The 25741-nt window shown below is 40.8% G+C and carries 30 protein-coding genes and 1 pseudogene; 11 read left to right on the top strand and 20 right to left on the bottom strand.

Going from position 1 to position 25741, the window contains the following annotated elements:
* Nucleotides 1–20 precede the first annotated feature (20 nt).
* From HT689_RS03550 to HT689_RS03500, 11 genes are all read right to left on the bottom strand, one after another.
* The gene (locus HT689_RS03550; protein ID WP_173225118.1) at nt 21–335 is read right to left on the bottom strand and encodes a hypothetical protein; all 315 of its coding nucleotides are present in this window, start codon (nt 333–335) and stop codon (nt 21–23) included.
* Nucleotides 336–459: 124 nt separating this feature from the next.
* On the bottom strand, nt 460–981 hold the full coding sequence (locus tag HT689_RS03545) for a hypothetical protein (RefSeq protein WP_173225109.1): 522 nt from the start codon (nt 979–981) through the stop codon (nt 460–462).
* A gap of 361 nt (nt 982–1342) precedes the next feature.
* The gene (locus tag HT689_RS03540; protein ID WP_173225106.1) at nt 1343–2782 is read right to left on the bottom strand and encodes a DNA primase family protein; all 1440 of its coding nucleotides are present in this window, start codon (nt 2780–2782) and stop codon (nt 1343–1345) included.
* A 79-nt stretch (nt 2783–2861) separates the two neighbouring features.
* Nucleotides 2862–3722, bottom strand: a complete 861-nt coding sequence (locus HT689_RS03535; protein WP_173225103.1) for a primase alpha helix C-terminal domain-containing protein — start codon at nt 3720–3722, stop codon at nt 2862–2864.
* Nucleotides 3703–3990, bottom strand: coding sequence for an XRE family transcriptional regulator (locus tag HT689_RS03530; RefSeq protein WP_173225100.1), 288 nt, complete (start codon nt 3988–3990; stop codon nt 3703–3705). The genes HT689_RS03535 and HT689_RS03530 overlap by 20 nt, the downstream gene beginning before the upstream one ends.
* Nucleotides 3983–4324 (bottom strand): hypothetical protein, encoded by a 342-nt coding sequence (locus HT689_RS03525; protein WP_000058832.1) that lies wholly within the window; start codon nt 4322–4324, stop codon nt 3983–3985. The genes HT689_RS03530 and HT689_RS03525 overlap by 8 nt, the downstream gene beginning before the upstream one ends.
* Nucleotides 4321–4536 carry a hypothetical protein gene (locus tag HT689_RS03520; protein ID WP_045605154.1) on the bottom strand — a complete coding sequence of 72 codons (216 nt, stop codon included), beginning with the start codon at nt 4534–4536 and terminating at the stop codon, nt 4321–4323. The genes HT689_RS03525 and HT689_RS03520 overlap by 4 nt, the downstream gene beginning before the upstream one ends.
* A 98-nt stretch (nt 4537–4634) precedes the next feature.
* The gene (locus tag HT689_RS03515; protein WP_173225097.1) at nt 4635–4928 is read right to left on the bottom strand and encodes a hypothetical protein; all 294 of its coding nucleotides are present in this window, start codon (nt 4926–4928) and stop codon (nt 4635–4637) included.
* A 438-nt stretch (nt 4929–5366) separates the two neighbouring features.
* Nucleotides 5367–5993: a Rha family transcriptional regulator gene (locus HT689_RS03510; protein WP_173225094.1), complete on the bottom strand. Its 627-nt coding sequence runs from the start codon at nt 5991–5993 to the stop codon at nt 5367–5369.
* Complete coding sequence (locus HT689_RS03505) at nt 5984–6730, bottom strand: BRO family protein (RefSeq protein WP_173225091.1); 747 nt, start codon at nt 6728–6730, stop codon at nt 5984–5986. Before HT689_RS03505 ends, HT689_RS03510 begins: the two co-directional genes overlap by 10 nt.
* Nucleotides 6731–6746: 16 nt before the next feature.
* On the bottom strand, nt 6747–6944 hold the full coding sequence (locus tag HT689_RS03500) for a helix-turn-helix transcriptional regulator (protein WP_140832911.1): 198 nt from the start codon (nt 6942–6944) through the stop codon (nt 6747–6749).
* A gap of 217 nt (nt 6945–7161) precedes the next feature.
* Between HT689_RS03500 and HT689_RS09705 the strand changes: the two genes are divergently transcribed.
* The 7 genes from HT689_RS09705 to HT689_RS03465 all read left to right on the top strand — a co-directional run bounded on the left by HT689_RS09705 (nt 7162) and on the right by HT689_RS03465 (nt 13770).
* On the top strand, nt 7162–7650 hold the full coding sequence (locus HT689_RS09705) for a helix-turn-helix transcriptional regulator (protein ID WP_240148099.1): 489 nt from the start codon (nt 7162–7164) through the stop codon (nt 7648–7650).
* Nucleotides 7651–8067: 417 nt separating this feature from the next.
* Nucleotides 8068–9081 (top strand): virulence RhuM family protein, encoded by a 1014-nt coding sequence (locus HT689_RS03490; RefSeq protein ID WP_001004339.1) that lies wholly within the window; start codon nt 8068–8070, stop codon nt 9079–9081.
* Between the two features lie 183 nt (nt 9082–9264).
* Nucleotides 9265–10431, top strand: a complete 1167-nt coding sequence (locus HT689_RS03485) for a site-specific integrase (protein ID WP_173225088.1) — start codon at nt 9265–9267, stop codon at nt 10429–10431.
* Nucleotides 10432–10591: 160 nt separating this feature from the next.
* On the top strand, nt 10592–11536 hold the full coding sequence (locus HT689_RS03480; protein WP_000815623.1) for a magnesium transporter CorA family protein: 945 nt from the start codon (nt 10592–10594) through the stop codon (nt 11534–11536).
* Nucleotides 11537–11547: 11 nt separating this feature from the next.
* Nucleotides 11548–12225: a DUF1129 domain-containing protein gene (locus HT689_RS03475; RefSeq protein WP_050220387.1), complete on the top strand. Its 678-nt coding sequence runs from the start codon at nt 11548–11550 to the stop codon at nt 12223–12225.
* Nucleotides 12226–12366: 141 nt separating this feature from the next.
* Nucleotides 12367–13401 carry a S66 peptidase family protein gene (locus HT689_RS03470; RefSeq protein WP_173225086.1) on the top strand — a complete coding sequence of 345 codons (1035 nt, stop codon included), beginning with the start codon at nt 12367–12369 and terminating at the stop codon, nt 13399–13401.
* 105 nt (nt 13402–13506) lie between these two features.
* On the top strand, nt 13507–13770 hold the full coding sequence (locus tag HT689_RS03465; protein ID WP_000166114.1) for a SemiSWEET family transporter: 264 nt from the start codon (nt 13507–13509) through the stop codon (nt 13768–13770).
* A gap of 88 nt (nt 13771–13858) precedes the next feature.
* Here the strand turns inward: HT689_RS03465 and HT689_RS03460 are convergent, their stop codons facing one another.
* From HT689_RS03460 to mutL, 3 genes are read right to left on the bottom strand one after another with little or no spacing between them, the layout of a single operon-like run.
* Nucleotides 13859–14422: a DNA-3-methyladenine glycosylase I gene (locus HT689_RS03460; RefSeq protein WP_173225083.1), complete on the bottom strand. Its 564-nt coding sequence runs from the start codon at nt 14420–14422 to the stop codon at nt 13859–13861.
* A 9-nt stretch (nt 14423–14431) separates the two neighbouring features.
* Entirely contained in the window at nt 14432–15025 is a 594-nt protein-coding gene (gene ruvA / locus HT689_RS03455) for a Holliday junction branch migration protein RuvA (protein ID WP_000273423.1), read from the bottom strand.
* 15 nt (nt 15026–15040) lie between these two features.
* On the bottom strand, nt 15041–16990 hold the full coding sequence (gene mutL, locus HT689_RS03450; RefSeq protein ID WP_173225080.1) for a DNA mismatch repair endonuclease MutL: 1950 nt from the start codon (nt 16988–16990) through the stop codon (nt 15041–15043).
* Between the two features lie 311 nt (nt 16991–17301).
* Between mutL and HT689_RS03445 the strand changes: the two genes are divergently transcribed.
* The 3 genes from HT689_RS03445 to HT689_RS03435 all read left to right on the top strand — a co-directional run bounded on the left by HT689_RS03445 (nt 17302) and on the right by HT689_RS03435 (nt 19675).
* Nucleotides 17302–17742: a LytTR family DNA-binding domain-containing protein gene (locus HT689_RS03445; RefSeq protein ID WP_164226527.1), complete on the top strand. Its 441-nt coding sequence runs from the start codon at nt 17302–17304 to the stop codon at nt 17740–17742.
* Nucleotides 17739–18197, top strand: coding sequence for a DUF3021 domain-containing protein (locus HT689_RS03440; RefSeq protein WP_173225077.1), 459 nt, complete (start codon nt 17739–17741; stop codon nt 18195–18197). Before HT689_RS03445 ends, HT689_RS03440 begins: the two co-directional genes overlap by 4 nt.
* Before the next feature lie 215 nt (nt 18198–18412).
* A complete protein-coding gene (locus HT689_RS03435) occupies nt 18413–19675 on the top strand; it encodes an NRAMP family divalent metal transporter (RefSeq protein WP_173225074.1) in 1263 nt (420 codons plus the stop codon).
* Nucleotides 19676–19959: 284 nt separating this feature from the next.
* On the opposite strand, the gene nrdI is transcribed toward HT689_RS03435, so the two are convergent.
* The 5 genes from nrdI to HT689_RS03410 all read right to left on the bottom strand — a co-directional run bounded on the left by nrdI (nt 19960) and on the right by HT689_RS03410 (nt 24662).
* The gene (gene nrdI / locus HT689_RS03430) at nt 19960–20430 is read right to left on the bottom strand and encodes a class Ib ribonucleoside-diphosphate reductase assembly flavoprotein NrdI (RefSeq protein ID WP_173225070.1); all 471 of its coding nucleotides are present in this window, start codon (nt 20428–20430) and stop codon (nt 19960–19962) included.
* A 77-nt stretch (nt 20431–20507) separates the two neighbouring features.
* The gene (locus HT689_RS03425; RefSeq protein WP_000729017.1) at nt 20508–21041 is read right to left on the bottom strand and encodes a hypothetical protein; all 534 of its coding nucleotides are present in this window, start codon (nt 21039–21041) and stop codon (nt 20508–20510) included.
* Nucleotides 21042–21101: 60 nt separating this feature from the next.
* Complete coding sequence (locus HT689_RS03420) at nt 21102–22388, bottom strand: response regulator transcription factor (protein ID WP_173251604.1); 1287 nt, start codon at nt 22386–22388, stop codon at nt 21102–21104.
* Nucleotides 22389–22399: 11 nt separating this feature from the next.
* Nucleotides 22400–24070 carry a sensor histidine kinase gene (locus HT689_RS03415; RefSeq protein ID WP_345789530.1) on the bottom strand — a complete coding sequence of 557 codons (1671 nt, stop codon included), beginning with the start codon at nt 24068–24070 and terminating at the stop codon, nt 22400–22402.
* Nucleotides 24048–24662, bottom strand: a complete 615-nt coding sequence (locus HT689_RS03410) for a DUF624 domain-containing protein (protein ID WP_166732238.1) — start codon at nt 24660–24662, stop codon at nt 24048–24050. The genes HT689_RS03415 and HT689_RS03410 overlap by 23 nt, the downstream gene beginning before the upstream one ends.
* Before the next feature lie 134 nt (nt 24663–24796).
* Here HT689_RS03410 and HT689_RS03405 point away from each other — a divergent pair, with 134 nt between their 5' ends.
* Complete coding sequence (locus tag HT689_RS03405; RefSeq protein ID WP_173225066.1) at nt 24797–25366, top strand: MptD family putative ECF transporter S component; 570 nt, start codon at nt 24797–24799, stop codon at nt 25364–25366.
* Nucleotides 25367–25597: 231 nt separating this feature from the next.
* Here HT689_RS03405 and HT689_RS09700 read toward each other — a convergent pair.
* Nucleotides 25598–25725: pseudogene (locus tag HT689_RS09700) on the bottom strand (ABC transporter permease); the annotation flags it as partial.
* Between the last annotated feature and the right edge of the window lie 16 nt (nt 25726–25741).

The following is a 25741-nucleotide window of genomic DNA, read 5'->3' as shown; positions in this document are numbered from 1 at the left end:
GAGTTCAAGTATGTACACCCTTACCATTCTTCTGGTTCGCTAAACATAGATTCAGGAAAGCCACAAGCTGAAATCAAATACTGACAAGCACTATAATCTACCCAAAGCGCTCCATCTTCAGAATGGTGGAAATACTTGCCTGATAGCGCTCCAAGATATGCACCATTTTTATATATAGACACCCCACCTTTTCGGCTTGGTAACAGTCCAGTATATCCTCTACGCAGTCCATGCTTCAAAGCGTTGCTATTGCCATATTTTGGCTTTCTGTTGCCCCTGTTGCCTTTTGCTACTTGGTTGCCTGGTAAAAATCTCCCTCGGCTATCACGTTCCATATTGCATCCTTTCTACGGTGTTCGTTTGGTAAATTGCAACTACTTCACTATCTCCCCCTATATGGAAAAAACCAAAACTATTGACTTGTTAACAAAAAGGGGATTGCTCCCCGTCCTGTATTTATTAACCAGAATAACCAGCAAGGCCTTTATATTCACCCTCTACGTCCAACTTCTGGAGTAGTCTAATACTTTCATCGCCCAGCATTTCCAACGTACCAAAAGCAGTCATAGAGTCCATAGGGATAGGCTTATCAGAAAGCAAGCGATCAGCATAGTCTAATAGTTCCAGCTCGTAGTCTGTGACCTTTTCCAGCAAACTCTCAAAATCCTCTGACTCTTTGAGTTGAAGCACGCGCTCCCGTTTGTAACGTTCTTCAAATGCTTCATCGTTCACTGGTTGGTTGTAGTAGTCTTTAAAACTGTCACAAATACGCTTGAAGGTCTTGTTTAGTTTGCTATCCTCCACATACTCGGCGACAAGCGTTCCCTTATCCTTGTGAGTTATTGAAATAGATGGTACTTCATAAGTTCCAGTCATATATCCAAGTAGCGCGTGACCTGCTACCATAGCAGTATCTAGGTCTTTAAATTCGTAAGTGAAAGTAAATGTTTTGGCTTTATCCGAAAATGTTTTTAATGTCATGTTGTTTTTCCTCTTTCTGTTTTAAGGGTGTCACTAGTAGTTACACCATTGCAAGGGGGTCGGTACTATCTACCCCATTTTGTTACCTTCTAGGTAACATAGTTCAGCCTTACTCCCCCAAGGGTTTAGACCCTTTTGTTACCATGTTACCTTCTTTTGAAGTCATAGCCCTTATATATAAAAATACTATTTTTTCCCTATATAGAGAGTTAAAAACAAGGTAACATTTTCCCAAAAAAGTCAGTAGTATCAAGGGTTTGACAACGTTACCTTCTTTCTAAACAAGGTAACAAGAAGGTAACATTTTTGGGTAAAAACCTAGATATACCAAGGGTTTAGGGCATAAAAAGAAGGTAACATTTTAGTCTTTAACGACAGCGTGATTAGTTTTGGATAGTTTGGTTCTTTCAAACTCTAGCGGATCTAGTTTGTCATAATCTTCAACTTTGACCCTCGCTCTTTTAAGTTTGTAATGATTAGGTGTTAACTGTTGTAAGTGTCTTATCGTTTCTTTTCCTGCCCCGTAAACATTGGGCTTGGGTATTCCCATATCTTCAGCATAATGTTTCAGCGACCTAGTTAGTATAAAAACAGGTACTACGTCCAGCTCATGCCAACCTTTTTCCATGTATTCATGCTTAACCCATGAAAGTAAGTAGTCATTATCCTCCTGGTATTCTTCTAGGAGTCCTTTAACTGCTTTAGGTTCGATAAAGTGAGTAAATGGCTCTTGATTGATAGCTTTGTAAAGTGCATACTCTAATACTTCATCATTGACCAAAAATTCATTTTTTATCCAAGGTTTTTCCTTCTCCCCGTTAAAGTCAGCATTAAAAGGGACAATCATAATTCTACGATACCAGCCTTTTGTCTTGTTGCCACCATTGGGGATATAATTCCCTGAAAAGATATTGAATAACTTGAAAGTAGCTTCAAAGGCTGGGCGTCCTTTTGGATTGACTAGAACAGTGTCCCCACTAGTGATACTCATTAAATCAGACGGATTTTTTAAGTATTCGTTTGGGGCTTCATCTCCGATATTACAAACTTTACCTACCAGGGTTTCTAAGTTATGCTTTTCAGCAAACTGTGCAGGTTTTAAGGCTGATATATTGCTTTCCCCTATCAGGTTGATAAGGAAGCGCTGAAATGTCCCTTTACCATTGTTACCGTCCCCGTAGAAGATGGCAAACTTATTTCGGGTATGGTTAGGGTTAATAGCTTCAAGGATAATCTGCCAAAACAGTGTTACCAGTTCACTATCATTACAAGCGATTGAGTTTAGCCAATCATCAAAAGTTTTGCCCTCTCTATCTGTTGGGACTCGTTTAGGCGCGCGGTAGGCCGTGCTTATCTTACTTGTAATTACATACTTAGGACTAAAGGGGAGTAGTTCCTTAGTTTCTAAGTTGATAATGCCATTCTGTACGGGAATAAGGTTAGCACTTTCTAAGGGTTTTCGTATCTTTGCTAATGTTCTAACCATTAACTTAATCTGTGGCCACTCTCTGGGTTTAATTCTCACATCAAAGGTTTTACACAAAAGATTGAATAGATCATTACTAGCGGTATAGATACCCTCGTCTAAATCATAGATATAGAGCAGGCTATAATCAGGTATATTGCTCTTGCTGATAAAAGTAAATGTGACAATCTCGCTAAGTATTTTAGCTACTGTGAATGTCTGAGGCATGGCAACCTTTTCGGTAACGTCCCCTGTGGTCTCATTTACCTTAGTTTCGGTATGTTCTGCCCGCCATTCTTCTCCAGCTTTAAAGATACGATTTTCAAGCTCCTTCATCGTTCTAGGAGGTTGTTCTTGCTCTCTGACCTCCAAGATTTCACTTTTTAGGTTTGCTAATTCTTCTAGTTCTATGGTTCTAACCTCTCTTTCTATATTCAGCCCGTGCTATACTGCTAAAAGTGCGGTCTAGCTCTTCAATAGGCAATGGTTCAACCGTCACGCTATTAGCTATCTTTGTCAGCTCGTAGGCGGTCTCTAGGTCGCAATCAACCCACTTATTAAAGAGTAAACCTACAAAGCGTGTCAATGCCACGTTTCGCCCTCCCTCGTCTCCAAATCCGTTGAAAAGCGTGTCAATGATCCTCATAGTCATTGACCTCTGGCCACTTGCTCTAGGCTTGTAACGCTCCGTAGTTTCTTGCTTCGCTCTTGGTTCAACCTTAGGGACTGGATAATCTAGGCCATGCTCTACGATTTTTTGATAGTCTGCTGGGTTGCCTGTTGTTACTGGTAGCCCTTGGAGTTGTGACCATGTTAAACTGGCCATGTCAAAGGGTAGCCCAATCTTGTCCGCTATCTCCTTAACTACCTGCTTATAGGTTGCCTCATTCATCACATCATCAGGCTTCACTACAAGGCGAAAACGGGGCTTTTCTAAGCTATGTTTGATAGTCGGGTATAAGATATAGGAGTAGCCAAATAAAGCGCTAGAAACGACCTTTATAAAGCCCTCAGACGTCCCCTGTATATCGTCATAATCAAGGAAAATCAAATCCCGATAGATTAGACTGGAGTTGTTTCGCTTGTAACTGCCATGCTTTTCTGGCGTCACTTTCCCACTGATACAGTAAGGCGCTTGTGTACGTTTAAATTCTTCAATGTTTGCCCCTTCAGGGACTACCAAAGGCTTAAAGCGTTCAATGTACTGGAACGGCTCAATTTTATCAAATGGATAGACAAGATTACTCTGAAAGCCTTTAGCCTCGTAAATTGCCATGCTCCACCCCCAGAAACTTCATCAAGTCAGAAATTCTATAATAGATTTTCCTAGTATCTTCTAGTGGGGGCTGGTATCGCTTTAGCCCTGCTTTTTCCCATTTTTGGAGTGTCATATATTTTATATCTAACTCGTCCATAACTTCCTGGGCTGAGATTAAACCTGTCAGTCGTGGTTTGACTGTATCACGCGCTTCCAGGTATCTTTCCACTACCTCCAGAATGTCATGCGCTAGGTCTTGCTCGCTTTCTCGGCTTAGGCTAAACATATCCGCCCACCTCCTTCAAGGTTTCTTTGTAACTCTCTAAATCAGCATTTAAAAGGACAGTTAGGCGTTTCTGTTCTTCCTGTACTTGGTTATAGAATGCCTTTGCTCCGTCCAGTAGCTCCTCTTTGTTAGCTGGGATAAAATATCCTCTAAATGTCCCATGGCGAACCCCAACAATAGGAACGCTATGGCGCGTGATTAGACGGCTGATAATATCTTGCACGGTTCTTTCTGCCAGCTTAGTGATCAGGCTGATTTCTGCCCCTGTTATGGAGTTCTCAGCCCCTACCTTGATTAGTCTTAATACTCGTTTGTCATTCTCTGATAGACTCATTCAGTGCCTCCGTAAACTCTTACCCCTGCAAGCTGGATATATCGCCCATAATCAGGGTTTAAATCCTCGCTAGGTGTTTCTATCGTCTGTTGGTTTTCTCGCTCAAATTGGGCGCTTTTTTTGCGGTCTCGGTGGTTTAGATAGACCAGTAAGCCAATCAGTACCACGGAAAAGATAAGCGCCTGTGTGTTGGTTAAATCTAGTTCGTTCATGTTATACCATCGCCTTATAGTTCTTGATAAATTCCTCTTGTTTAGGTTGTTCCATATTCAGCAAGTCGTCTTCGGCTTGTGCCATTTCTTTAATATCTTTAGTCATGGTATACCTCCAGCTCTTTAGCGTTGTCATTGTTCAAAAGCAAAAATGCTATTTCATTTAGACGATCGTATAGCTTTTCATTCTGGGCGTATGCTGTATTAGCGTATTTTTTAGCAAGCCATAAGAACGTGGTTGTATCTTTCTGTAGTGCAAACTCAAGCCCTTCAAGAGCTAGGTTATTCATTTCTAAAACATTCATGACGTCGGTTAATTCGTTCCCTAATTCTGCTAGTTTCTTAGCCGATAATAGAACTTGTTGGCTTGATGTTGCTTTTTTTGTTGTCATGTTTTTTACCTATGTTTCTATGTTGTGTAATTGCCCTAAGGGCTTTTTAATGCCTTTTACTATCCAGTATATCCTCACACTCAAAAACTTGGCGGTCGGAGAGTGTGGGGATTTTGAATGGTTGTTTCTTATACAGTTTTTCTTGCCTACAGCCTCATGCTCAGAAGTTTGCCGACCGAGAGCGTGGGGCTTTTTGAGTTGTTTCTTATAACGTTAATCCTCACGCTCAGAGTCGCCAAATTGAAAGCGTGAGAAAGTACCAGTTTTAAGAGTTGGCGCTCTCCGTATGGTCAAATTGCCCTAAATATGCTATAATCTAGGTATAAATCTTTACTAAAACCCCTTTGATAATAGCTTGCCTGCTTTTTGTTAAATTCGTTTTAGTGTTAGTGTGAAAGGCTCTGCGGTGTGGTTATTGCTAAGCCTTTTTTGTTGCTCTCACGCGCTTCTTTGGCGTGTTTTTTTATTTCTGAATGCCATAGCCTTGATTTCTTGGTAACTCATATTCAAGCCAATCATGGCTATTACCATATCTTCAAATGCCTGATATTGCTCCAGCTCGTCACTGGTCAAGCTATCAATGCCATTATAGCCCCCACGTTCTTCCCTTAACTGCTTAGCGTTCCTGTCAGTTACTGCCTTCAGTAGCAGGTTGTTCATGGTGCTATGCGCGTGCTTGGGTGCATTAAGCCATGTCTCAATACTGTCATGCAGTGTTTTTCTTTTTGGCTTTTCTAGCGCCCTCTGCATACGAAACTTAGAAAGCTCCTCACGCATTTCAAAGAATGCTTTGACTAGGTTGGTTTTGAAGTTAGCCACTTGCTCGGTATTCTTTAAGAATGTAACTAACAAGGTCGCTTGTTGCTCATTCAAAATATAGTCCTTGGTATTCTGGCCACTCTCCATAGCTTGGATTTTAAATCCAACCTTTCCGAACTGTTCAAACCTTGCTTGATGTTTGCGGATCGTCTTGGTTATTGTGTGATGTTGCAATCCCGTGCATTCTGCCACAATACTACTCAGCGTATACGGCTCTTTCTTGCCGTCCATGTAGACTAATTCCATTGTGGTTCTACCTCCTGCATGAATCGGGTTAGCTTGCTTGTCAGACGGCTCTTCTCGTCCATATTTTTAGCCTCTGCAATGGCTTTGGCTAGTGTATCGATATAATACCGCTCTGCCTCTGCCAACGTGTCAGGGGCTTTTATAGTGGTCTGTGGTTCTTCCACCAGTTCCCCATCCATGTAGTAACCTTGTTGCCTAATATCTTTTAATACTTGCTTAACCCATTTCTTAAACTCTTTAGCTTTTGGTTTGCGTGATTGGAATAGAATCTCATATAATCCTTGCTCAGTTAAAAACCAGACTTGCTGAACGCCTCCAGGGGTAAGAACTTTCTTCTTGTCCTTTTCGTCTTGGTCTACCATTTCAAGAAACTTGCTCAAACTACTATTTGAGTAGTCAATCATTCTAGCAACCTCCCCAGCTCTAAAAAGTGGGTTGTCAAAATCTCCGTAGATATCCAACGCTTGACCGTGGAAAATAGTAGTAGTAACAACCTGTAATAGTTGCCCTTGGTCTGTTGTCTCTTCAAAAATACTTACTTGTGTTGTCATGTCTTGCTTGACCTCTCTGTATAACTTGTTTAGTCGCTTCCTGCTTTCCTTGTTGGGCTTATGTTTGCCCTGTGCCCACTTACCAACTGTTCGGGGATCTATTCCTATCCGTTGGCCAATAGCTACCAAGTTCAGCCCATGAGTGGTTCGCATTTCATCAATGACCCTTGTATAGTTCCTCTTCATTGCTTGCCTGCCTTTCTTAATCTTCTGGTGTTAGTAGTTCATCAATAGAAACACCTAGATAGTTAGCAATCTTTAGCAAGGTTTCAATATCTGGGCGCTTAGTACGCTCGTAGTACAAAGCTGTGAGTGTGCTTTTTGATAGCCCTGTTTCTCTTGCAACATCTGCCACCTTCAAGCGTTTCTTTGCTAAAATAACACGCATATTATTTTTCAAATGTCTTACCTCTTTCTATTATTTTTAAAATCAACCTCCAGCAGAATAGATTGAAAAGTGTTGTGCTGGAGGTTCTGTTCAGACACTTTTTGTCTGATTGGTTTTTATTATACAGACACTTTTTATCTTTGTAAAGGATATTTTTTATTTTATTGGACTTTTTTTGTCTGGTTCAAGAAAAAGAATGATATAATACATTTGAAAGGTGTTGATATAAATGAATAGATTAAAAGAGTTACGTAAAGAAAAAAAGCTATCTCAAAAGGAAATAGCAAAAGAAATGAGCATATCAGAAAAGACTCTATCACGCTGGGAAAACGGAGAAAGCCAAATTAAACCAGAAAAAGCCCAGCAACTTGCTAAATACTTAGGGGTAAGCGTTGGATATCTGTTAGGCTATGAAAGTTTAGATATAATTTTAAATATGTCAAGAAACGGAGAGTTTAAAAATCATGATGAAAAAAAAGAAATGATAAATTCATTAGCTTTTGTAGAAGGTTATTTAGAATCTCTTACAGGTAATAAACGATTCATCAAGAAAGTTTTCGAATCTCCTGACGCTCTTGATGTTTTACCTGCCGTTTATAATTTACTTCTTCAAAAAAAAGAGCGCGAGGCTTTATTACTCGTAGGCTTTCTTACTCTTGGAGAAAAGGAAAAAACAATATTGCTTGATTTACTAGAATCACTTTGTAGAAAAATGTAAATAATAGTACCTCTATTTTGCAAAAAACGAAAAAATAGCAAATAGTTCTCCACTTCTTACTATCTATTGTGCAAAAACGGGGGAAATTGACGAATAGAAAGCCGATTTTACAGACTAAAACGCAAAAAACGGCAAAATTGTAAAATAGCAACAAAAAAGACAAGCTAGCTACTGCCAACTTGTCTAATAGTACCTAACTGAAAATAAGCGAAAGGTTAGGTATTTACAACATGATTATACCACTCTTGCATTTAAAATGCGACCTATAGCATACCCACGCGCCACAATGTCCAACAATCCTGAAGCGCGTGTATTCTCGGGCTTCGCTCAAGCTTCAAGACTATATAAGCCCCATATCTACCAATTTTGTTGATGTCAACAAATGTCAACCACTTACAATATTTTAGAAAGGATCTCATGAACGAATTACAATTCTTAATCTATACCGCTGATAATGATAGCGAGACAGCTAGTGTCATCATCAAAGGCGAAACTATCTGGGCTAGTCAGAAAGAAATGGCTAGACTTTTCGATGTCGGTGTTCCTGCAATTAGTAAACACCTAAAAAATATCTTTGAAGAGGGCGAATTAGAAGAAAAGGTGGTTGTTTCCAAAATGGAAATAACCACAAAACACGGTGCAATTGCTGATAAAACCCAAACTAAGGATGTCAGCTACTACAACCTTGACGCCATCATTTCAGTTGGTTACCGTGTCAATTCCCAAAAAGCTACGAGATTTAGACAGTGGGCTACTTCAGTACTTCGTGAGTACATGATAAAAGGGTTCGCCATGGATGACAACCGTCTGAAACAAGGCGAAAACTTGCTGGAAAAAGACTATTTCCGTGAGCTGTTGGAGCGCGTGCGTTCTATCCGGGCTAGTGAGCGTCGTATATGGTTGCAGATTACAGATATTTTTGCAGAAATTTCTATTGACTATGATCCACAAAGTACGTTGACTAAGCAATTCTATGCTGATGTACAGAATAAGTTTCATTATGCAATCACTGGCCAAACTGCTGCGGAAATTATCTACACGAAAGCTGACCATACAAAAGACAACATGGGACTTACAACATGGAAAAACTCCCCTAATGGTCGCATACTGCAAGCAGATACCCAAATAGCAAAGAATTACCTTTCAGAAACAGAAATCCGTTCCCTTGAAAGAGGAATATCTAGCTATTTTGATTATCTGGAAAGACAGATAGAACAGCGAAAAGCTCAGACAATGCAACAACTAGCCCAAAGCATTGACCGCTTTTTGACTTTCCAAGAATACGATATTTTAGAAGGTCATGGGAAAATCACTTCCAAGGTTGCGAAAGATAAAGCAAAAGCAGAGTACCAACTATTCAACAAAACTCAAAAGATAAACTCGGACTTTGAAAAAACTTTAAAACAGCTAACTGACGATAAAAAACTTTAAATATAGGACTACTTACTATAAACAAGCCCATAATAGCCCATATCCGCCTTGTTTTTTATTCTGGTATTATTTACCGTCGGACTCTTTAAAATCGAATGTGGGGCAATCTGTGAAGCCCTAGCATGATATAAAACCTTTTTGATAATGGCTTGCCTGCTGATGTATTTTAGAAAGGTTTAAATCATGAAAATAACTGAAGTTATAAAAAAAGACGGTAGTAAAGTCTATCGTGCTAATGTATATCTAGGAGTTGACCAGGTAACAGGAAAGAAAGTCAAAACCAAGGTAACAGGTCGGACACAAAAGGAATTAAAACAGAAAGCCAATCAAGAAAAAATAGCTTTTCAAAAAGCAGGATCTACTAGACAAAAGGCTAGCACCATAAAAAACTATCAAGAATTAGCCAATCTCTGGTTAGAAAGTTATAAGAATACGGTTAAGCCAAACACTCAAGGCAATGTTAGAAAGCTAATCGATAATCATATATTGCCTATTTTGGGGACTTACAAGCTCGATAAGCTCACTACTCCACTTATCCAGTCAATTATCAACGAACTTGCTGACAAGACTAATAGAGGGGAAAAAGGGGCTTTTCTACACTATGACAAGATACATGCTTTAAACAAACGTATCTTACAGTATGGCGTAACCATGCAAGCTATACCGTCCAATCCTGCGCGTGATGTTATTTTACCTCGTAACACTCAGAAAGCAAAGCGGAAAAAAGTAAAGCACTTTGAAAATCAAGAACTAAAAAAATTTCTTGGTTATCTCGATAATTTAGATACTCATAGATACCGTTATTACTATGAGACGACGCTCTATAAGTTCCTATTGGCTACTGGTTGCCGTATCAATGAGGCTCTAGCGCTTAGCTGGTCTGATATTGACTTAGATAATGCCGTTGTACATATTACCAAAACACTAAATCGGGATCTAGAAATCAATAGCCCAAAATCTAAGGCTAGTTATCGGGATATAGATATAGATCAAGCGACTGTTAGCATGCTAAAGCAGTACAAACTGCGCCAAACTAAAGAGGCTTGGAAGATAGGACAACGTGAAAGCGTGGTATTTTCTGATTTCATTCATGAGTATCCTAGCAGTTCAAGACTTAAAAGAAGATTGCAAACACATTTTAAGCGTGCTGATGTTCCTAACATTGGCTTTCATGGATTCCGTCACACTCACGCTAGTCTCTTGCTTAACTCTGGAATACCATACAAGGAACTCCAGTACCGCCTAGGTCATTCCACTTTATCAATGACCATGGATATATATAGTCACCTCTCAAAAGAGAACGCAAAAAAAGCAGTATCATTCTACGAAACTGCACTAAAAGCACTATAGGGGGAGCAAAAAGGGGAGCAAATTTAAAAATCAACATTTCAAGACAAAGTAAAAATCCAATAGCAACAGGATTTTTGTTAGATTTATTTTGAAAAAGGCCGATTTTGTAGTATAATAGTACGGTGTGAAAAAATCTGAAAAATGAGAAAGGATAAGGGATATGAAACAAGTTTTTCTCTCTACAACAACTGAATTTAAAGAGATCGATACGCTTGAACCGGGTACTTGGATCAATCTCGTCAATCCGACTCAAAATGAATCACTCGAAATCGCTAACGCCTTCGACATTGATATTGCCGACCTTCGAGCACCGCTCGATGCGGAAGAAATGTCTCGTATTACGATTGAAGACGAGTATACCCTGATTATCGTAGACGTTCCGGTCACAGAGGAAAGAAATAACCGCACCTACTACGTAACCATCCCGCTTGGTATTATCATCACCGAGGAAACCATTATCACTACGTGTTTGGAACCACTACCTGTCCTCGATGTCTTTATCAACCGTCGCTTGCGTAATTTCTACACTTTCATGCGTTCGCGTTTTATCTTTCAGATTCTCTATCGCAATGCAGAGCTTTACCTAACAGCCCTTCGTTCAATCGACCGTAAGAGTGAACAAATCGAAAGTCAACTGCATCAATCAACTCGTAATGAAGAATTGATTGAGCTCATGGAGTTGGAAAAAACTATCGTCTATTTCAAGGCTTCCCTCAAAACAAATGAGCGTGTGATTAAGAAATTGACCAGCTCAACCAGCAATATCAAGAAATACCTTGAGGACGAAGACCTGCTTGAAGATACCCTGATTGAAACCCAACAGGCCATCGAGATGGCAGATATTTATGGAAACGTCTTGCACTCTATGACGGAGACCTTTGCCTCTATCATTTCCAACAACCAGAACAACATCATGAAAACCTTGGCCCTTGTGACCATCGTCATGTCCATCCCAACCATGGTCTTTTCTGCCTACGGGATGAACTTTAAGGATAATGAAATCCCCTTAAACGGCGAGCCTAATGCCTTCTGGTTAATCGTCTTTATCGCCTTTGCTATGAGTGTCTCGCTCACTCTCTATCTCATCCATAAAAAATGGTTCTAAGAGGAGTTCCTATGTCTCAGATTGATCTACAAAAATTAACAAAGAAAAACCAAGAGTTTGTCCACATCGCTACCCAACAATTCATCAAAGATGGGAAAACAGACGCTGAAATCAAGGCTATTTTTGAGGAAGTTATTCCCCAAATCCTTGAGGAGCAAGCCAAAGGTACGACTGCTCGTTCCCTCTATGGCGCACCGACCCACTGGGCTCATAGCTTCACTGTTAAGGAGCAATATGAAAAAGAGCATCCAAAAGAAAATGATGATCCAAAACTCATGATTATGGACTCAGCCCTTTTCATCACTAGCCTCTTTGCCCTCGTCAGCGCCCTCACAACCTTCTTCTCAGCAGATCAAGCTTTCGGCTATGGATTGATTACCCTCCTCTTAGTTGGACTGGTTGGTGGATTTGCCTTCTACTTGATGTACTACTTTGTTTACCAATACTATGGACCAGACATGGATCGCAGTCAACGCCCACCTTTCTGGAAATCTGTACTAGTTATCCTAGCTTCTATGTTCCTTTGGTTGCTTGTCTTCTTTGCAACAAGCTTCCTACCAGCTAGCCTTAACCCAGTACTTGCTCCATTGCCGCTGGCTATTATCGGAGCAGCCCTCCTAGCCCTTCGCTTCTATCTTAAGAAACGATTGAACATCCGAAGCGCAAGTGCAGGACCAACACGCTATTAAGAAGAATGATAAAAGCAACTGCAGGCGCGGTTGCTTTTTCACTTACTTTTTTGATTTAAAAGCATTCTTCTGAAATCCCACATAGCTCTATCTAATCTTTTGTGATAAAATAGGCTCAATCTATTTCTAGGAGGATAAAATATGATTTCTACTATTGGTATTGTTAGTTTGTCTAGTGGCATTATCGGAGAGGACTTTGTCAAACACGAAGTAGACTTAGGTGTCCAACGTCTCAAGGATCTGGGACTCAATCCTATCTTTTTGCCCCATTCGTTAAAAGGCTTAGACTTTATCAAGGACCATCCTGAAGCTCGTGCAGAGGATTTGATTCATGCCTTTTCTGATGATAGCATCGATATGATCCTATGTGCCATCGGTGGAGACGATACCTATCGTTTGTTGCCTTATCTTTTTGAAAATAACCAACTACAAAAGGTTATCAAACAAAAAATTTTTCTTGGCTTCTCGGATACAACCATGAACCATCTCATGTTGCATAAACTAGGAATCAAGACTTTTTATGGTCAATCCTTCTTAGCAGACATTTGTGAATTAGACAAAGAAATGTTAGCCTATAGCCTTCACTACTTTAAAGAATTGATTGAGACGGGAAGAATCTCAGAAATCCGGCCTAGTGACGTTTGGTATGATGAAAGGACTGATTTCAGTCCCAAGGCTCTGGGAACACCTCGTATCAGTCATGCAAATACCGGCTTTGAGTTGTTGCAAGGAAATGCACAGTTCGAGGGGAAAATCCTCGGTGGCTGCCTCGAATCCCTCTACGATATCTTTGACAACTCTCGATACGCAGATAGCACGGAGCTCTGTCAAAAATACAAACTTTTCCCTGACTTGTCAGACTGGGAAGGCAAAATCCTCTTACTAGAAACAAGCGAAGAAAAGCCTGAGCCGGAAGACTTCAAAAAGATGTTGCAGACTTTAAAGAACACTGGTATATTCGAGGCCATCAGTGGACTCCTGGTCGGAAAACCTATGGATGAAACTTTCTATGACGACTATAAAGAGGCACTATTGGATATTATTGACAGCAATATTCCGATTCTCTATAATCTAAATGTCGGCCACGCAACTCCAAGAGCAATTGTCCCCTTTGGCGTCCATGCCCATGTAGATGCACAGGAGCAAGTCATTCGCTTTGACTATAACAAAAAATAAATAGTTTCTCTATTTTTGTGCTTTTGTATTCGTTTTCGTTACAATTTGTATCTGAATTTATTGCATTTCGCTAATTTCTATGTTATCCTTTTGAAGGAGGTGTATATGACAAAACAAAAAATTAATCGAATCGTAGGTTCTATTGGTGCCTTTATTGGAATTATAGTATTTATTGCCTACATACCTCAAATTATCGCTAATTTACAGGGAAATAAAGCTCAACCATTTCAACCTTTATCAGCTGCTATATCTTGCTTAATCTGGGTTATTTATGGATGGACAAAGGAACCTAAGAAGGATTGGATACTAATCATTCCAAATTCAGCTGGTGTTATTTTAGGTGGAATCACTTTTTTGACTTCACTCTAACAAATCTAATAGTATATATAAAAAGCTGGGAAAAGTTTCTCAGCTTTTTCTATATTCTATTCTCAGATATGCGAGTTACCTGTACACACTAATGACCGCTTTTCCACTCACAATCGTTCTCATGGTCATCAACCAGGCCTGCTGCTTGTAAAAAAGACAAGACGGCGACTGGGCCTGTGAACTTGAAGCCTCGTTTTTTGAAATCTTTAGCTAATTTCTCAGACAAAGGTGTTTTAGCTGGGGCTTGGCGATAATCAGGAATATCATTGACGATAGTTTTCCCCTCAACAAAAGACCAAAGATAGGCATCAAAAGAGCCATATTCTTCCTGTAGTCGTAAAAATGCTTGGGCGTTAGCGCGTGTAGCAAAAATCTTGGCTCTATTTCGGATGATGGCTGGATTCTCCAGCAAGGCTTCCAATTCGGTATCGGTCATCTCTGCGACTGCTTGAATTTGATAGCCATGAAAGGCTTCTCGGAAAGCCTGGCGTTTGTTGAGCACCGTTTCCCAAGACAGGCCTGCCTGATAGGTTTCCATACACAACAATTCAAACAATGCTTGGTCATCATGGAGGGGCTGGCTCCACTCCTCATCATGATAGGCAATGTAGAGCGGATTGGTCATCTTGACCCACGAACAACGTTTTGTCATGCTCTGCTCCTATTTGACCAACATTTTAAGGGCCGACTTGATGTAGTTCTCAGCTGTATCTGTCGTTCCTTCAAAGAATTTCTTGATTTTCTTGAGCTCTGTTGCCTTGTATCCCAGAGCCAACATGGCCTCCATAGCTTCTTCCAATTCTTGGTTTTCAGCGCTAGCTTGCACTGCCACCTTGGCAGGAAGGTCATCTCCTGCAACTACTACCTTGCCTTCCAAGTCTAGCACCATCTGCTGGGCTGTTTTCTTACCAATTTTAGGGAACTTGGTCAAGTAGGTGATGTTCTTGGTTTCGATGGCTTGAACCAAGCCAGCATTGTCATCAGCAGCGATAATAGCAAGAGCTGATACAGGACCAATCCCAGAAACCGAAATCAGACTGAGAAAGAGCTTCTTCTCGTCTTCTGAGCGAAATCCATAAAGTAGATGGGCGTCCTCACGTACAACTTGATGCACATAAATTTGAGCTTCTTGGTTGACCTGACCTGAGTAGGCATAGGGATTGGCCACATGCAAAATATAACCGATACCGTTGACTTCAAGAACAATGTATTTAGCAGTAATTTTGGTAATGATTCCTTTTAAATATTCGTACATAGTTTTCCTTTTAGTTTAATATTTCCCCAACTCACGGAGACTGGTGTGATTTTCCTGAATGCGTCGGAACATCTTTTCCATATCCGACTTGGTAAAATGCACCAAAACAGGACGTCCGTGGGGACAGTTATAGGGATTGTCACATTGAGAAAGCTGATAGAGGAGTTGTCTAGCTGAATGATCATCAATACGATGATTGGCCTTGATAGACCGCTTGCAGGACATCATGATAGCCAACTCTGCTCGATATTTCTTGATAGAAACTTCCTTGGTCAAGAGTAGCATGTCGCACATTTCATAGATACCTGACTCAATTTCCTCCTCTGCCATCCAAATAGGATGTTCGCGTAAGATGAATTGATTTTCTCCGTACTCTGCTAGAAAGACGCCCACTTCCTCTAAAAGTGCCATTCTTTCCTTGAGACGCAGAGCATCATCCGCTGGAAATTCAAAGATGTAGGGCACTAGGAGTTGTTGCTGGCTCTGGTCAACATCACCAATGCTTTCACGGTACTCCTCATACTTGACCCGTTCCTGAGCCGCATGTTGGTCTATGATGTAGAGTCCATCTCGCCCTTGAGCAAAGAGATAGGTCCCATGCATTTGCCCGAAAAATTCCAACTCTGGGAAGCTTGAAGATTCTTCTCGCTCTAGCTTATCATAGGCTTTATCCAGACTGGCTAAATCTAACTCTGGATGGTCTAGTTGGTCATAGTTAGCAGGTTTTCTCTCTGCAAAATGCAGTTTTGCTGGCTTGGTTAACTGATCTAAAGTTTCCTTTGCAAACAGGGTTAAGTCCTGCCCTTCCTCAGTTAATTCAACCTGATAATCAGCCACCTCAGCTTGGCTAGGTCTTGTCGGCTCTGTTTGCTCATAGTAGAGAGTATTTTCTTTGAGTGGGAGAATGGTCTGCTCCACCTTTTGACGATTACGCACAGTCGATTTGGCAAGATTTTCCAAGGCATCAGGTATCAAAGTTTGCTCCTTGAGACTATTAGAAATAGCTTCTGAGACCAAGGCCATCAATTCTTTTTCCTTGGAAATCCGCACCTCTTGCTTGGTTGGATGCACATTGACATCCGCTAGATAGGGGTCAATATGGATGTGAATGACAGCCAGTGGAAAACGGCCTACCATAAGCTTACTACCATAGCCGTCAAGAATAGCACGATTGAGTAAAAAGTTCTTGATATAACGACCATTGATGAAGAGGCTGATATAGTTGCGGTTGGCTCGAGTTAACTCAGGCAAGGACACAAAACCTGAAATTTCGAAATCTAGGTCAGAGTTCTCAATTTCAATCATCTTCTTGGCACTGACCAAACCATAAATTCCTGCGATTGCTTGTCGCAGTTGACCAGTCCCAGCTGTCCGCGTCATTTCCTTGCCATCACTAATCAAGCTGAAAGAAATCTCAGGATGGGCCAAGCCCAGACGGTTGACAATATCAATGATATGAGACAACTCTGCTTGCTGGCTCTTCATATACTTGAGGCGAGCAGGCGTGTTGAAAAAGAGGTCCTCCACACAAACCTTGGTTCCCACAGGACTCGTCGCTGGGATGACTTCCTCAACTTCACCCCCACGCGCGACTAACTTGGTTCCATGACTAGCACCATCCACCGCCGTCAAAAGGGTCAAAACACTAACAGAAGCGATAGAAGGCAAGGCTTCACCACGAAAACCAAGCGTCCGAATCCGAAAGAGATCTGCCTGATTTTTTATCTTACTGGTCGCATGACGACGCAGAGCCAGCTCTACCTCATCGTGGGCAATTCCATGACCATTATCTGTGATTTGAATCTTCTTGAGACCAGACTCTTCAATCTCAATGATAATCTGACTAGAACCCGCGTCAATAGCATTTTCTACCAACTCTTTGACCACACTGGCAGGACGTTCAATGACCTCTCCAGCCGCGATTTGGTTTGCCAGCACCTCTGGCAATTCAATAATATGAGACATTTTTCAGCCCCTTTCTGTACCTGTTTTCCTAGAAATTGATTAGTGCTATTATACCATATTTCAGATAGGACAGAAAAGCAAGCGCCACATAGGAGCCAAATCCCTCCACATAGACAAAGTCCCTTGCCAGGGGGCATAAAATAGTGGTATACTCAATAAAAATCAAAGAGCAAACTAGAAAGCTAGGCGCAGACAGTACTTTAGTACGGCAAGACGACGCTGACGTGGTTTGAATTTGATTTTTGAAGAGTATTAATAAAGATGTACAAGAAGTGAGATTAATTTTGTATGAAAAACAAGGAGAGAAGTTTATGAAAGTAGAACTACAGATTAGTGAAACTTACGAAGAGGAAAAGCTGATTGTTCAAGCACCTCAGCCGACAGATAAAGTCCAGAAAGTCATCGAGTTCGCAGAAAATCTGGATCTAACAGAAAAAATCAAAGGGAAAATCGATAATCAGGTCTATCTCGTTGAGATTGGCAAGATTCAACGCTTCTATATCGAGAATCGGAAGGTTCTAGCCGAAACCGCGAGTCAGACCTACAGCATTGATTTGCGACTCTATCAGGTCCTTGAAATTCTGCCAACCAATTTTATCCAAATTTCCCAATCAGAAATCATCAATATCGATTCCATCTCTCATCTCAAGCTCACCCCCAACGGCCTAGTAGAAATTTTCTTGAAAAACGAAAGCTTCACCTACTCTTCACGCCGTTACCTAAAAACCATCAAGGAGAAATTAGAACTATGAAAAAACAAGTATTTCACGACGCAGCCACCGGTGTTCTTATCGGCCTCATCCTCTCTATCATCTTTTCACTCATTTATGCACCGAGTATCTACGCACCACTAAATCCCTACTCTATCATCGGCCAAGTGATGGCTCAACATCAGGTTCACGGTGCCCTGGTCTTGCTCTACTGTACTCTTATCTGGGCAGCCATCGGTATTCTCTTCAACTTTGGTAAACGATTATTCAGCCGTGACTGGAGCATGCTTCGTGCCACTCTGACTCATTTCTTCCTTATGCTGGCTGGCTTTGTCCCACTAGCAACCCTAGCAGGTTGGTTCCCCTTCCACTGGTTCTTCTATCTCCAGCTCATTATCGAGTTTGCAATTGTCTACCTCATCATCTGGGCTATTCTTTATAAAAAAGAAGCTAAAAAAGTGGATCACATCAATCAACTCTTGGAGCATAGAAAGTAAGAACCTCATAATAAGCAAATCCGAGAAAGAAACTTCTCGGTTTTTCTTTATCCTGCTGTACCTTACTATCATAGCAGTTATTTTCAGATCTTCTTTGTAAATTTTCTGTAATTTTCTATCTTTTTTCAAAATATTCTTGCATTTTCCCAAAGTTTTTTGTAGAATATAGATTACATATCCAGATTATTCTGAAAATTCAAAAAGGAGTATTTATCATGTCACAAGCTATTTCCTTAAATCAATCAACCTGGGCAAGCAAGCTAAAAGCAATGGGACCTGGAATCCTAATGGCAACTGCCGCTGTTGGAGGTTCCCACATTGTATCTTCCACTCAAGCTGGCGGTTCTTACGGTTGGTCTCTACTTCTCTTGGTCATCTTAGCCAATGTCTTTAAATATCCATTTTTCCGTTTTGGTGCTGAATACACAGCTGATACTGGAAAGACTTTGGTTGAAGGTTATGCCGAAAAAGGAAAACTCTATCTCTGGATTTTCTTTATCCTCAATGTTTTTTCGGCTATGGTCAACACAGCTGGTGTCGCCATTCTGTGCTCAGCTATCATCGCCAGCGCCTTCCCAATGATCGGTCTTAGCATCACTCAGTGGTCCCTCATTCTCGTTGCAGTCATTTGGGCTATGCTACTCTTTGGAGGCTACAAACTCTTAGATGGTATGGTCAAATGGATTATGTCTGCCTTAACCATTGCGACTGTTCTTGCAGTTATCATCGCAGCGGTCAAGCATCCAGAATACAGTTCTGATTTTGTCGAGAAGACACCTTGGCAAATGGCAGCTCTGCCCTTCATCGTCTCCCTCCTAGGATGGATGCCGGCTCCTATTGAAATTTCAGCTATCAATTCACTTTGGTCAGCTGAAAAGAGAAAGACCGTCAACTTTAACACAGAAGACGCTCTGTTTGACTTTAACACTGGTTATATTGGAACAGCTATCCTAGCCGTCTTCTTTGTAGCACTGGGAGCACTGATTCAGTATCCTACAGGGCAGGCGGTTGAAGCTGCTTCGGCCAAATACATCTCTCAATTCGTGGGCATGTATGCCTCTGTTCTTGGCGAATGGTCCCGTTACTTGATTACCTTTATTGCTTTCCTGTGTATCTTTGGAACAGTTATCACTGTTATTGATGGCTATTCTCGTGTCAATCAGGAATCTCTCCGACTGCTAATCAGTCAAAAAGAAGACAATCGTAAATCTTTGAATATCTGGATGACCATTACTGCTATCATCGGTATCGTCATTATCAAGTTCTTCTCTGGTCAGGTGTCAACCATGCTCCGCTTTGCCATGATTGGCTCTTTCCTGACAACACCTTTCTTTGCTCTTTTGAATTACGCCTTGGTAACGCGTGAAAACAAACATCTTCCTTCTTGGCTCAAACACCTTGCCATTGCAGGATTGATTTTCCTCTTTGGCTTCGCCATCTTCTTTATCTACGCACTCGCAATCGGAAAAGCAGGTTAACTGACAAGCGCGAGATGAAGATAATACTCTTCGCAAATCAAATTCAAACCACGTCAACGTCGCCTTGCCGTACTCAAGTACAGCCTGCGGCTAGTTTCCTAGTTTGCTCTTTGATTTTCATTGAGTATAAGGTTTCATTTCAAGAGAAAATGCAGCAAATATTTCTATGATAAAAAGCATAAGAACAAGGTTTTGAAGACCTGAACTTATGCTTTTTTACGTTCTCAAAGACTGTTTATACTCAAAAAACAGCTAGCAAATCCCAAGCGCCTCTTATATTGACTTTAATTCTCCCTTTCCAACTCATACAAATCTGCGATAATAGCTGCGACATGTTTGATATCTTCCAGCATGCCTCGCATTTCAAAATCAGCCAATACAGGGAAACCAAAACGTTGACTGTATTGCTTGGCTGTCAGACAGTATTGATTATTAAAGTTACGATTTCCTGAACCAACCACACCAAAACACTTGCTAGCATTGTCACCATAGGCGATAAAATCCCCAACGGGTGTCGTCAAGATCTCAACATCTCCGTTATCCACGCCATTCCCACCTTCGAGATAGGTCGGCAAAAAAGCGACATAGGGATGGTCCATCTCATAGAAATTTTTACCTTCCTTGACCAAATCCTTGATATGAATCTTTTGAACCTCAATTCCCTCGTACTGGGACAAGAGATAATCTTTCAAGCGCGTCACAAAACTTTCAGTGTTGCCACTCAAACTAATATAAACTAAAGAAATTGTCTTCATATGTACCTCCATGATTTTATTTTTAATCGAAAAAGAACTACCAAGATTGTATCTTGATAGTTCTTTTTTGTCAATACTTAGGCAAGATTTTCTGCTTCCTCTTCTTCTGCCAAGGCTTTCTGTTGTCGCCACATCTTATAGAAGACAAGAGCTAGGAAGAGAATATTGATGACGATATAGAAAATGCTGACAGCTTTTGAACCAATACTCATTGTCAAACGCATGGTCTCATCTTGAACCAACTGCACAGCGTCCTGTAAACCAACATAGCCATAAATCGAACCGATAATAGCTAACAAAACATAGCCAACGTAAGTATAGTTTGCATATTGCAAATTCTTACGAATAAGGAAGACAATCGCTACGACCACTAAAATAGCAGATAGCACAATCAAGGCCATATTAAAAATAGAATGATACGCTTCTGCTACTCCATAGTTGTAATTAAGCTGGTCTTCTAATTGCTGAGCACTGACCCCTGCAACTTGTTTCTGAGCGGCACGAAGAGCTTCTTTGCTAGGTAAGGGACTCAACATTCCAAACAGAGACATTGCTGAAATAAGGGCAGACAAGATTAACAAGACCCATAGATAAATCGGTTTCTTTTTCATGATAGAACCTCCTAATAATATTATTCATATTATAGCACTTTTTGCAAAGGAATACAAATCTTATAGTATCGTTTCTACCTGTTTTCGGTAAGCTTTTGGCGATTTTCCGCACAATTTTCGGAACACTTTATAGAAATATCCAAGGTTACTGTAACCAACAGCATAACAAATATCTTCGATACTATCACTAGTCGAAAGCAAGAGCTGCTGGGCAGCCTTAATACGTTGTTTGTTTAGTAACTCTGCAAAGGTCGAATCGGTTTCACGCTTAATCAACTGTCCTAGATAGACAGGATTGATAAAGAGGGCCTTACTGATATCCTTGAGGGACAGCTCCTTTTGGTAATCACGACCAATGACTTCCAGCACACTGACCACATTTTCATTCATACGGTATTGACCGAAAAAGCTGGTCAGAGTTTCCTTGATATAAGAAACCAATTCATCGAAGGATTGAATAGCATGAATGGTTTTGACAATGTCCGTCATATCATCAGCTTTGAGATGTTCAAACAAGTGAAAGACATCCATGACAAACTGGATAAAAAGCTGTTTGGTAATCGGAACACGCGGTGTATTTTCAAGAACCACCTTCTCCAAAAGGTTCAATTCTTCCACGATTTGATTGAGATTCCCCTGAATGATAACCCTATAAATCGGTTCGTAGTAGGCAAAGAGACTCTGAGACTGCTGTAGATTTACAGAGCCGTAAAAGAGGGCTTTCTCAGCATTCAGCTTCCAGCGTTCAAAGTGTTCTTGATAAGGAGCTTCAAAAGGTGTAACGACCAAACCATCTAGGGGTTGGTCAGAAATGAAAATCTGCCAATCTTGACCCAAGACATAGTAGGGAATAGTGAAGGAGCCCTGTTTTTCCTTTGAAAGACCTATCCACCAATTCTCCTTACCACCTAAATAACTAACAAATCCAGCATCGTCTAAATCTTGACTGAGGGTCTGACTTTTCTTACCTCTCTCGCCGAGCTGACCTGCAATCTTCTCCAGCAGATTTCCTAGCTCTACCTTATCAACAGGCTTAACCAGATAGTCCACCACACTAAGGTTCATAGCTCTTTTTACATAATCAAACTCCTGATAACCTGACAGCAGGATATAGGCAGCATCTGGTAAGATTTCTTTCATCTCTCGAATCATATCAAGCCCTGTTTTGTCGGGCATATTGACATCGGAAATGACCACATCGACAGGATTTTCCTGAACATATTCTAGGGCTTCATCGGCATGACTGGCTGTTGCGACGACCTCCATATCCCACTTATCAAAGGGAATCAAACGTTTCAGACCTTCTGTCACCATGTACTCATCATCTACTAATAATACTTTATACATCTTCTCCCTTTCTACTCATCTTGAATTGTAATACGATACTGAACACCTGCTTGCTCTGCAGAATCTATAGTAATAGCATATCGATCCCCAAAATAGAGCACAAAACGCTCATGGACATTGACAATCCCGATAGACTGCCTTTGATCACTGTAGCTGGCTTGGTGTTCAAAATGTCTCTGACTTAATTTTTCTCGAATACTTGCCAGTTTTTCAGCCGACATTCCTCTACCATTATCGACCACCAAAATTTCCACAAACCCATCCTGTTTAAGAGCCTTGATGCTAATCACATTATCTGTCCTCCTGTGGTCAACACCATGCGCGAAATAGTTTTCTACCAGCGGTTGCAAGGTAAACTTGGGAATCTTCATATTCTCTAACTCTGAATCTATCTTGAAACCATAGGCAATGGACTTGGGATAGCGAACCATGCAGAGATAGCTGTATTTACGGCAAAATTCTAATTCCTGTTTGAGGAGAGTTTCTCTTTCGTCAGAAATATTGTTACGCAAGAGACTACTAAACTCATAAATGATATCCGCCAACTCGTCTTGACTCTGCATAACTGCATACATGCGCAAGAATTCCAGCGTATTATACATGAAATGAGGATTGATTTGCGCCTGCAAGGCCCGCATATTGGCATCTTTTTGACTAAGCTCTAACTGGTAAATATCATGGATGTTCTTTTCCAATCGATCCAACATATCATTAGTAGTCTCTGCGATTAGGAGCAATTCCTGATCTTTCTCGGAAATGTCAATCCGACGACCCTCTTCGCCTTGAGCAATGACTTGAATGGAATCCACCAAATCCACTACCTGCTTTTGGTAATTAGCAAAGGTCTGCCTCAAAGTCAGATAAAGAATGACAATAAAGAGAAGGCTCAAGCCCACAATCAAAGCAGAGCTGGTCACCGTTCCTTGTAAAACAAAGTTTTTGGGAACTGCCACCTGAACCTGATAACCATGAGAAGTTAAGCCAACTAGCCAATTTTCACTCTCCTTATCAACTGTCTCACCAATATGAAAAATCTCCGTATCAAAAGGTGAGGTCACTGTTACTGCCATCGGAGTATGACCTCTAGTATTATCAATGGCATGGTATAAAACAGCAGGGTCCAAGGAGATGTAAATCACTCCTAAATCTTGATCTGACACTGGATCAGACACCGGAATGGCAAAACTATTTCCTGCTGGTTTAAAATCCTCAGCCCTGATTTTTTCTCCACTACGTTTGTCTTTAGTAGAAACATAGACTTCCTTGTAATCTTGAAAAACAATGGCCACTCCAGTTACAAAATCATTTCGAACATAGAGGTCATCAACATTTTCATGCAGAGAGACTGATACATAAGGCGAAGCTTTCCGCTCTAATTGCCAGTAAAAATAGTCTGGCATGCTAAGGCTAAAGTATTTATAGATTCCCTCAATACGAGCTTGATTTTCAACTAAAGCCTGAGCTATCTGGGTTGACTCTCTATGGTAATATTCAATTTCACTCACTGTTCTAGCAGTTACACGCTGGGCTACTCTCTGGGCTTCCTTTTCCCGTGAATCCCAGTCAGCATAGGAGAGTAAAATTGCAAAACTCGCAATAATAATCATCATAACTGAACTGTAGGTTCTTAGAAGCGTATGCAGCCAAAACTGCTTCATTCTATTTTGTCGCCAATTTTTCATGGATACTTTCATAGACCGGTTCCAACATATCACTGATAAAGAAATGCCACATCCCAATTCCTACAAAGAAGAGAAGAGCAGGCATATAGTAACCAATTGCCACAAGTAGCACTGTCCCAAGAAAAACCTTGGCCACAGCTGCTAGACTCATAAAAATGCCAATCAAGGATAGTTTTAGACTATTTCGATAAGACAAGTCAAAATAAACTTGTAATTTCAAAGACACTGTATAGGCCAAAAAGATGAGGGGAACTACTAAGACATTCAAAAAGGTCGCAATCAAATGAACGATGGTCTGATTAGGTAATTGAACCAATAGATACAGGCCATAGACCAAAACTAAATCCACACCTAAAAAGCTATAGAAAATCAGGTTGCTTGAGACAAAATTTTGCTTATAAAGAGACCACGCCTCCTTCAAACTGTATTCCCGAAAGCTATAACCATGTTCTGCATACAGGCTCATCAAGGTGGCACTAGCCGGCGCTAGACCAAGGATAATCCCTCCTGCCAATGTTAATAGCCAAAAGAAGGCTGTCGCAATCATCCCTAAAAAGAAACGATTAAAGACAAAGTCTAAAAATCTACCCATGATATCCCCCTAAAAATAACTATGAAACTATTATATCATATTTCAAGCGTTTTCAAAAACTTCTAGTATCCATTTACAATCCCACCAAACCATGGTAAAATGAGAATTGTGAAAAAATTATCAGGAGACAATTCATGAAAAAATCTATCTTAACTACACTGCTTTTTGCAATTCTTTACTTCCTCTGCATGGGGATTGGTGTCCTTTTGGGCAATCTCTTTGACCAAACTGGAAACATGTTTTATGCGCCTGCCTTTACTGCCCTTGTCGGCGGTAGCGTCTATATGATTCTAATCGCAAAAGTTCCGCGTTTTGGAGCCATTACCACTATCGGCCTTGTTATTGCTCTCTTTTTCTTGGGAACTAAACACGGTGCCGGCGCCTTCCTTCCTGGAATTATCTGTGGTCTCCTAGCAGATGGAGTAGCTCATTTAGGAAAATACAAGGACAAAACAAAGAACTTCCTTTCTTTCATTCTCTTTGCCTTTAGTACATCAGGACCAATCTTGCTTATGTGGATTGCGCCCAAAGCCTATATGGCAACCCTTCTAGCAAGAGGAAAATCGCAAGAATATATCGACCGTATCATGGTCGCGCCAAATCCTGGAACCATCCTTCTATTTATCGCAAGTATTGTCATTGGAGCCCTAGTTGGTGCCTTGATTGGACAAGCCTTGAGTAAAAAATTTGCACAGAAAATCTGATTACTAAAAAAGAGCCGCACGGCTCTTTTTATTTATGGCTCAAGACTTAGTCAAGAAATCTCCCAAGAATTGGATTGTAATACTCAATGAAAATCAAAGAGCAAACTAGGAAGCTAGCCGCAGGTTGCTCAAAACACTGTTTTGAGGTTGGAGATAAGACTGACGAAGTCAGTTACATATACCTACGGCAAGGCAAAGCTGACGTAGTTTGAAGAGATTTTCGAAGAGTATAAATCCATAAGCGATAGCTACGTTACCAACACCGCCAGCTCCAACTGCCCCGCCATGGCTGTTTTACCAACAAGTGAAATCAAGGTCACAGTCGTCACACGGATCAAATCTGGAAGACCTTCTAGTAAGCCTGATTTCCCCTAG

Origin of the sequence: Streptococcus sp. 2342 (genome assembly GCF_013276795.1) — a bacterium.
Taxonomy (GTDB): Bacteria; Bacillota; Bacilli; order Lactobacillales; family Streptococcaceae; genus Streptococcus.
The sequence above is the reverse complement of the archived record's forward strand: the minus strand, read 5'-3'. Positions and strand labels throughout refer to the sequence as shown.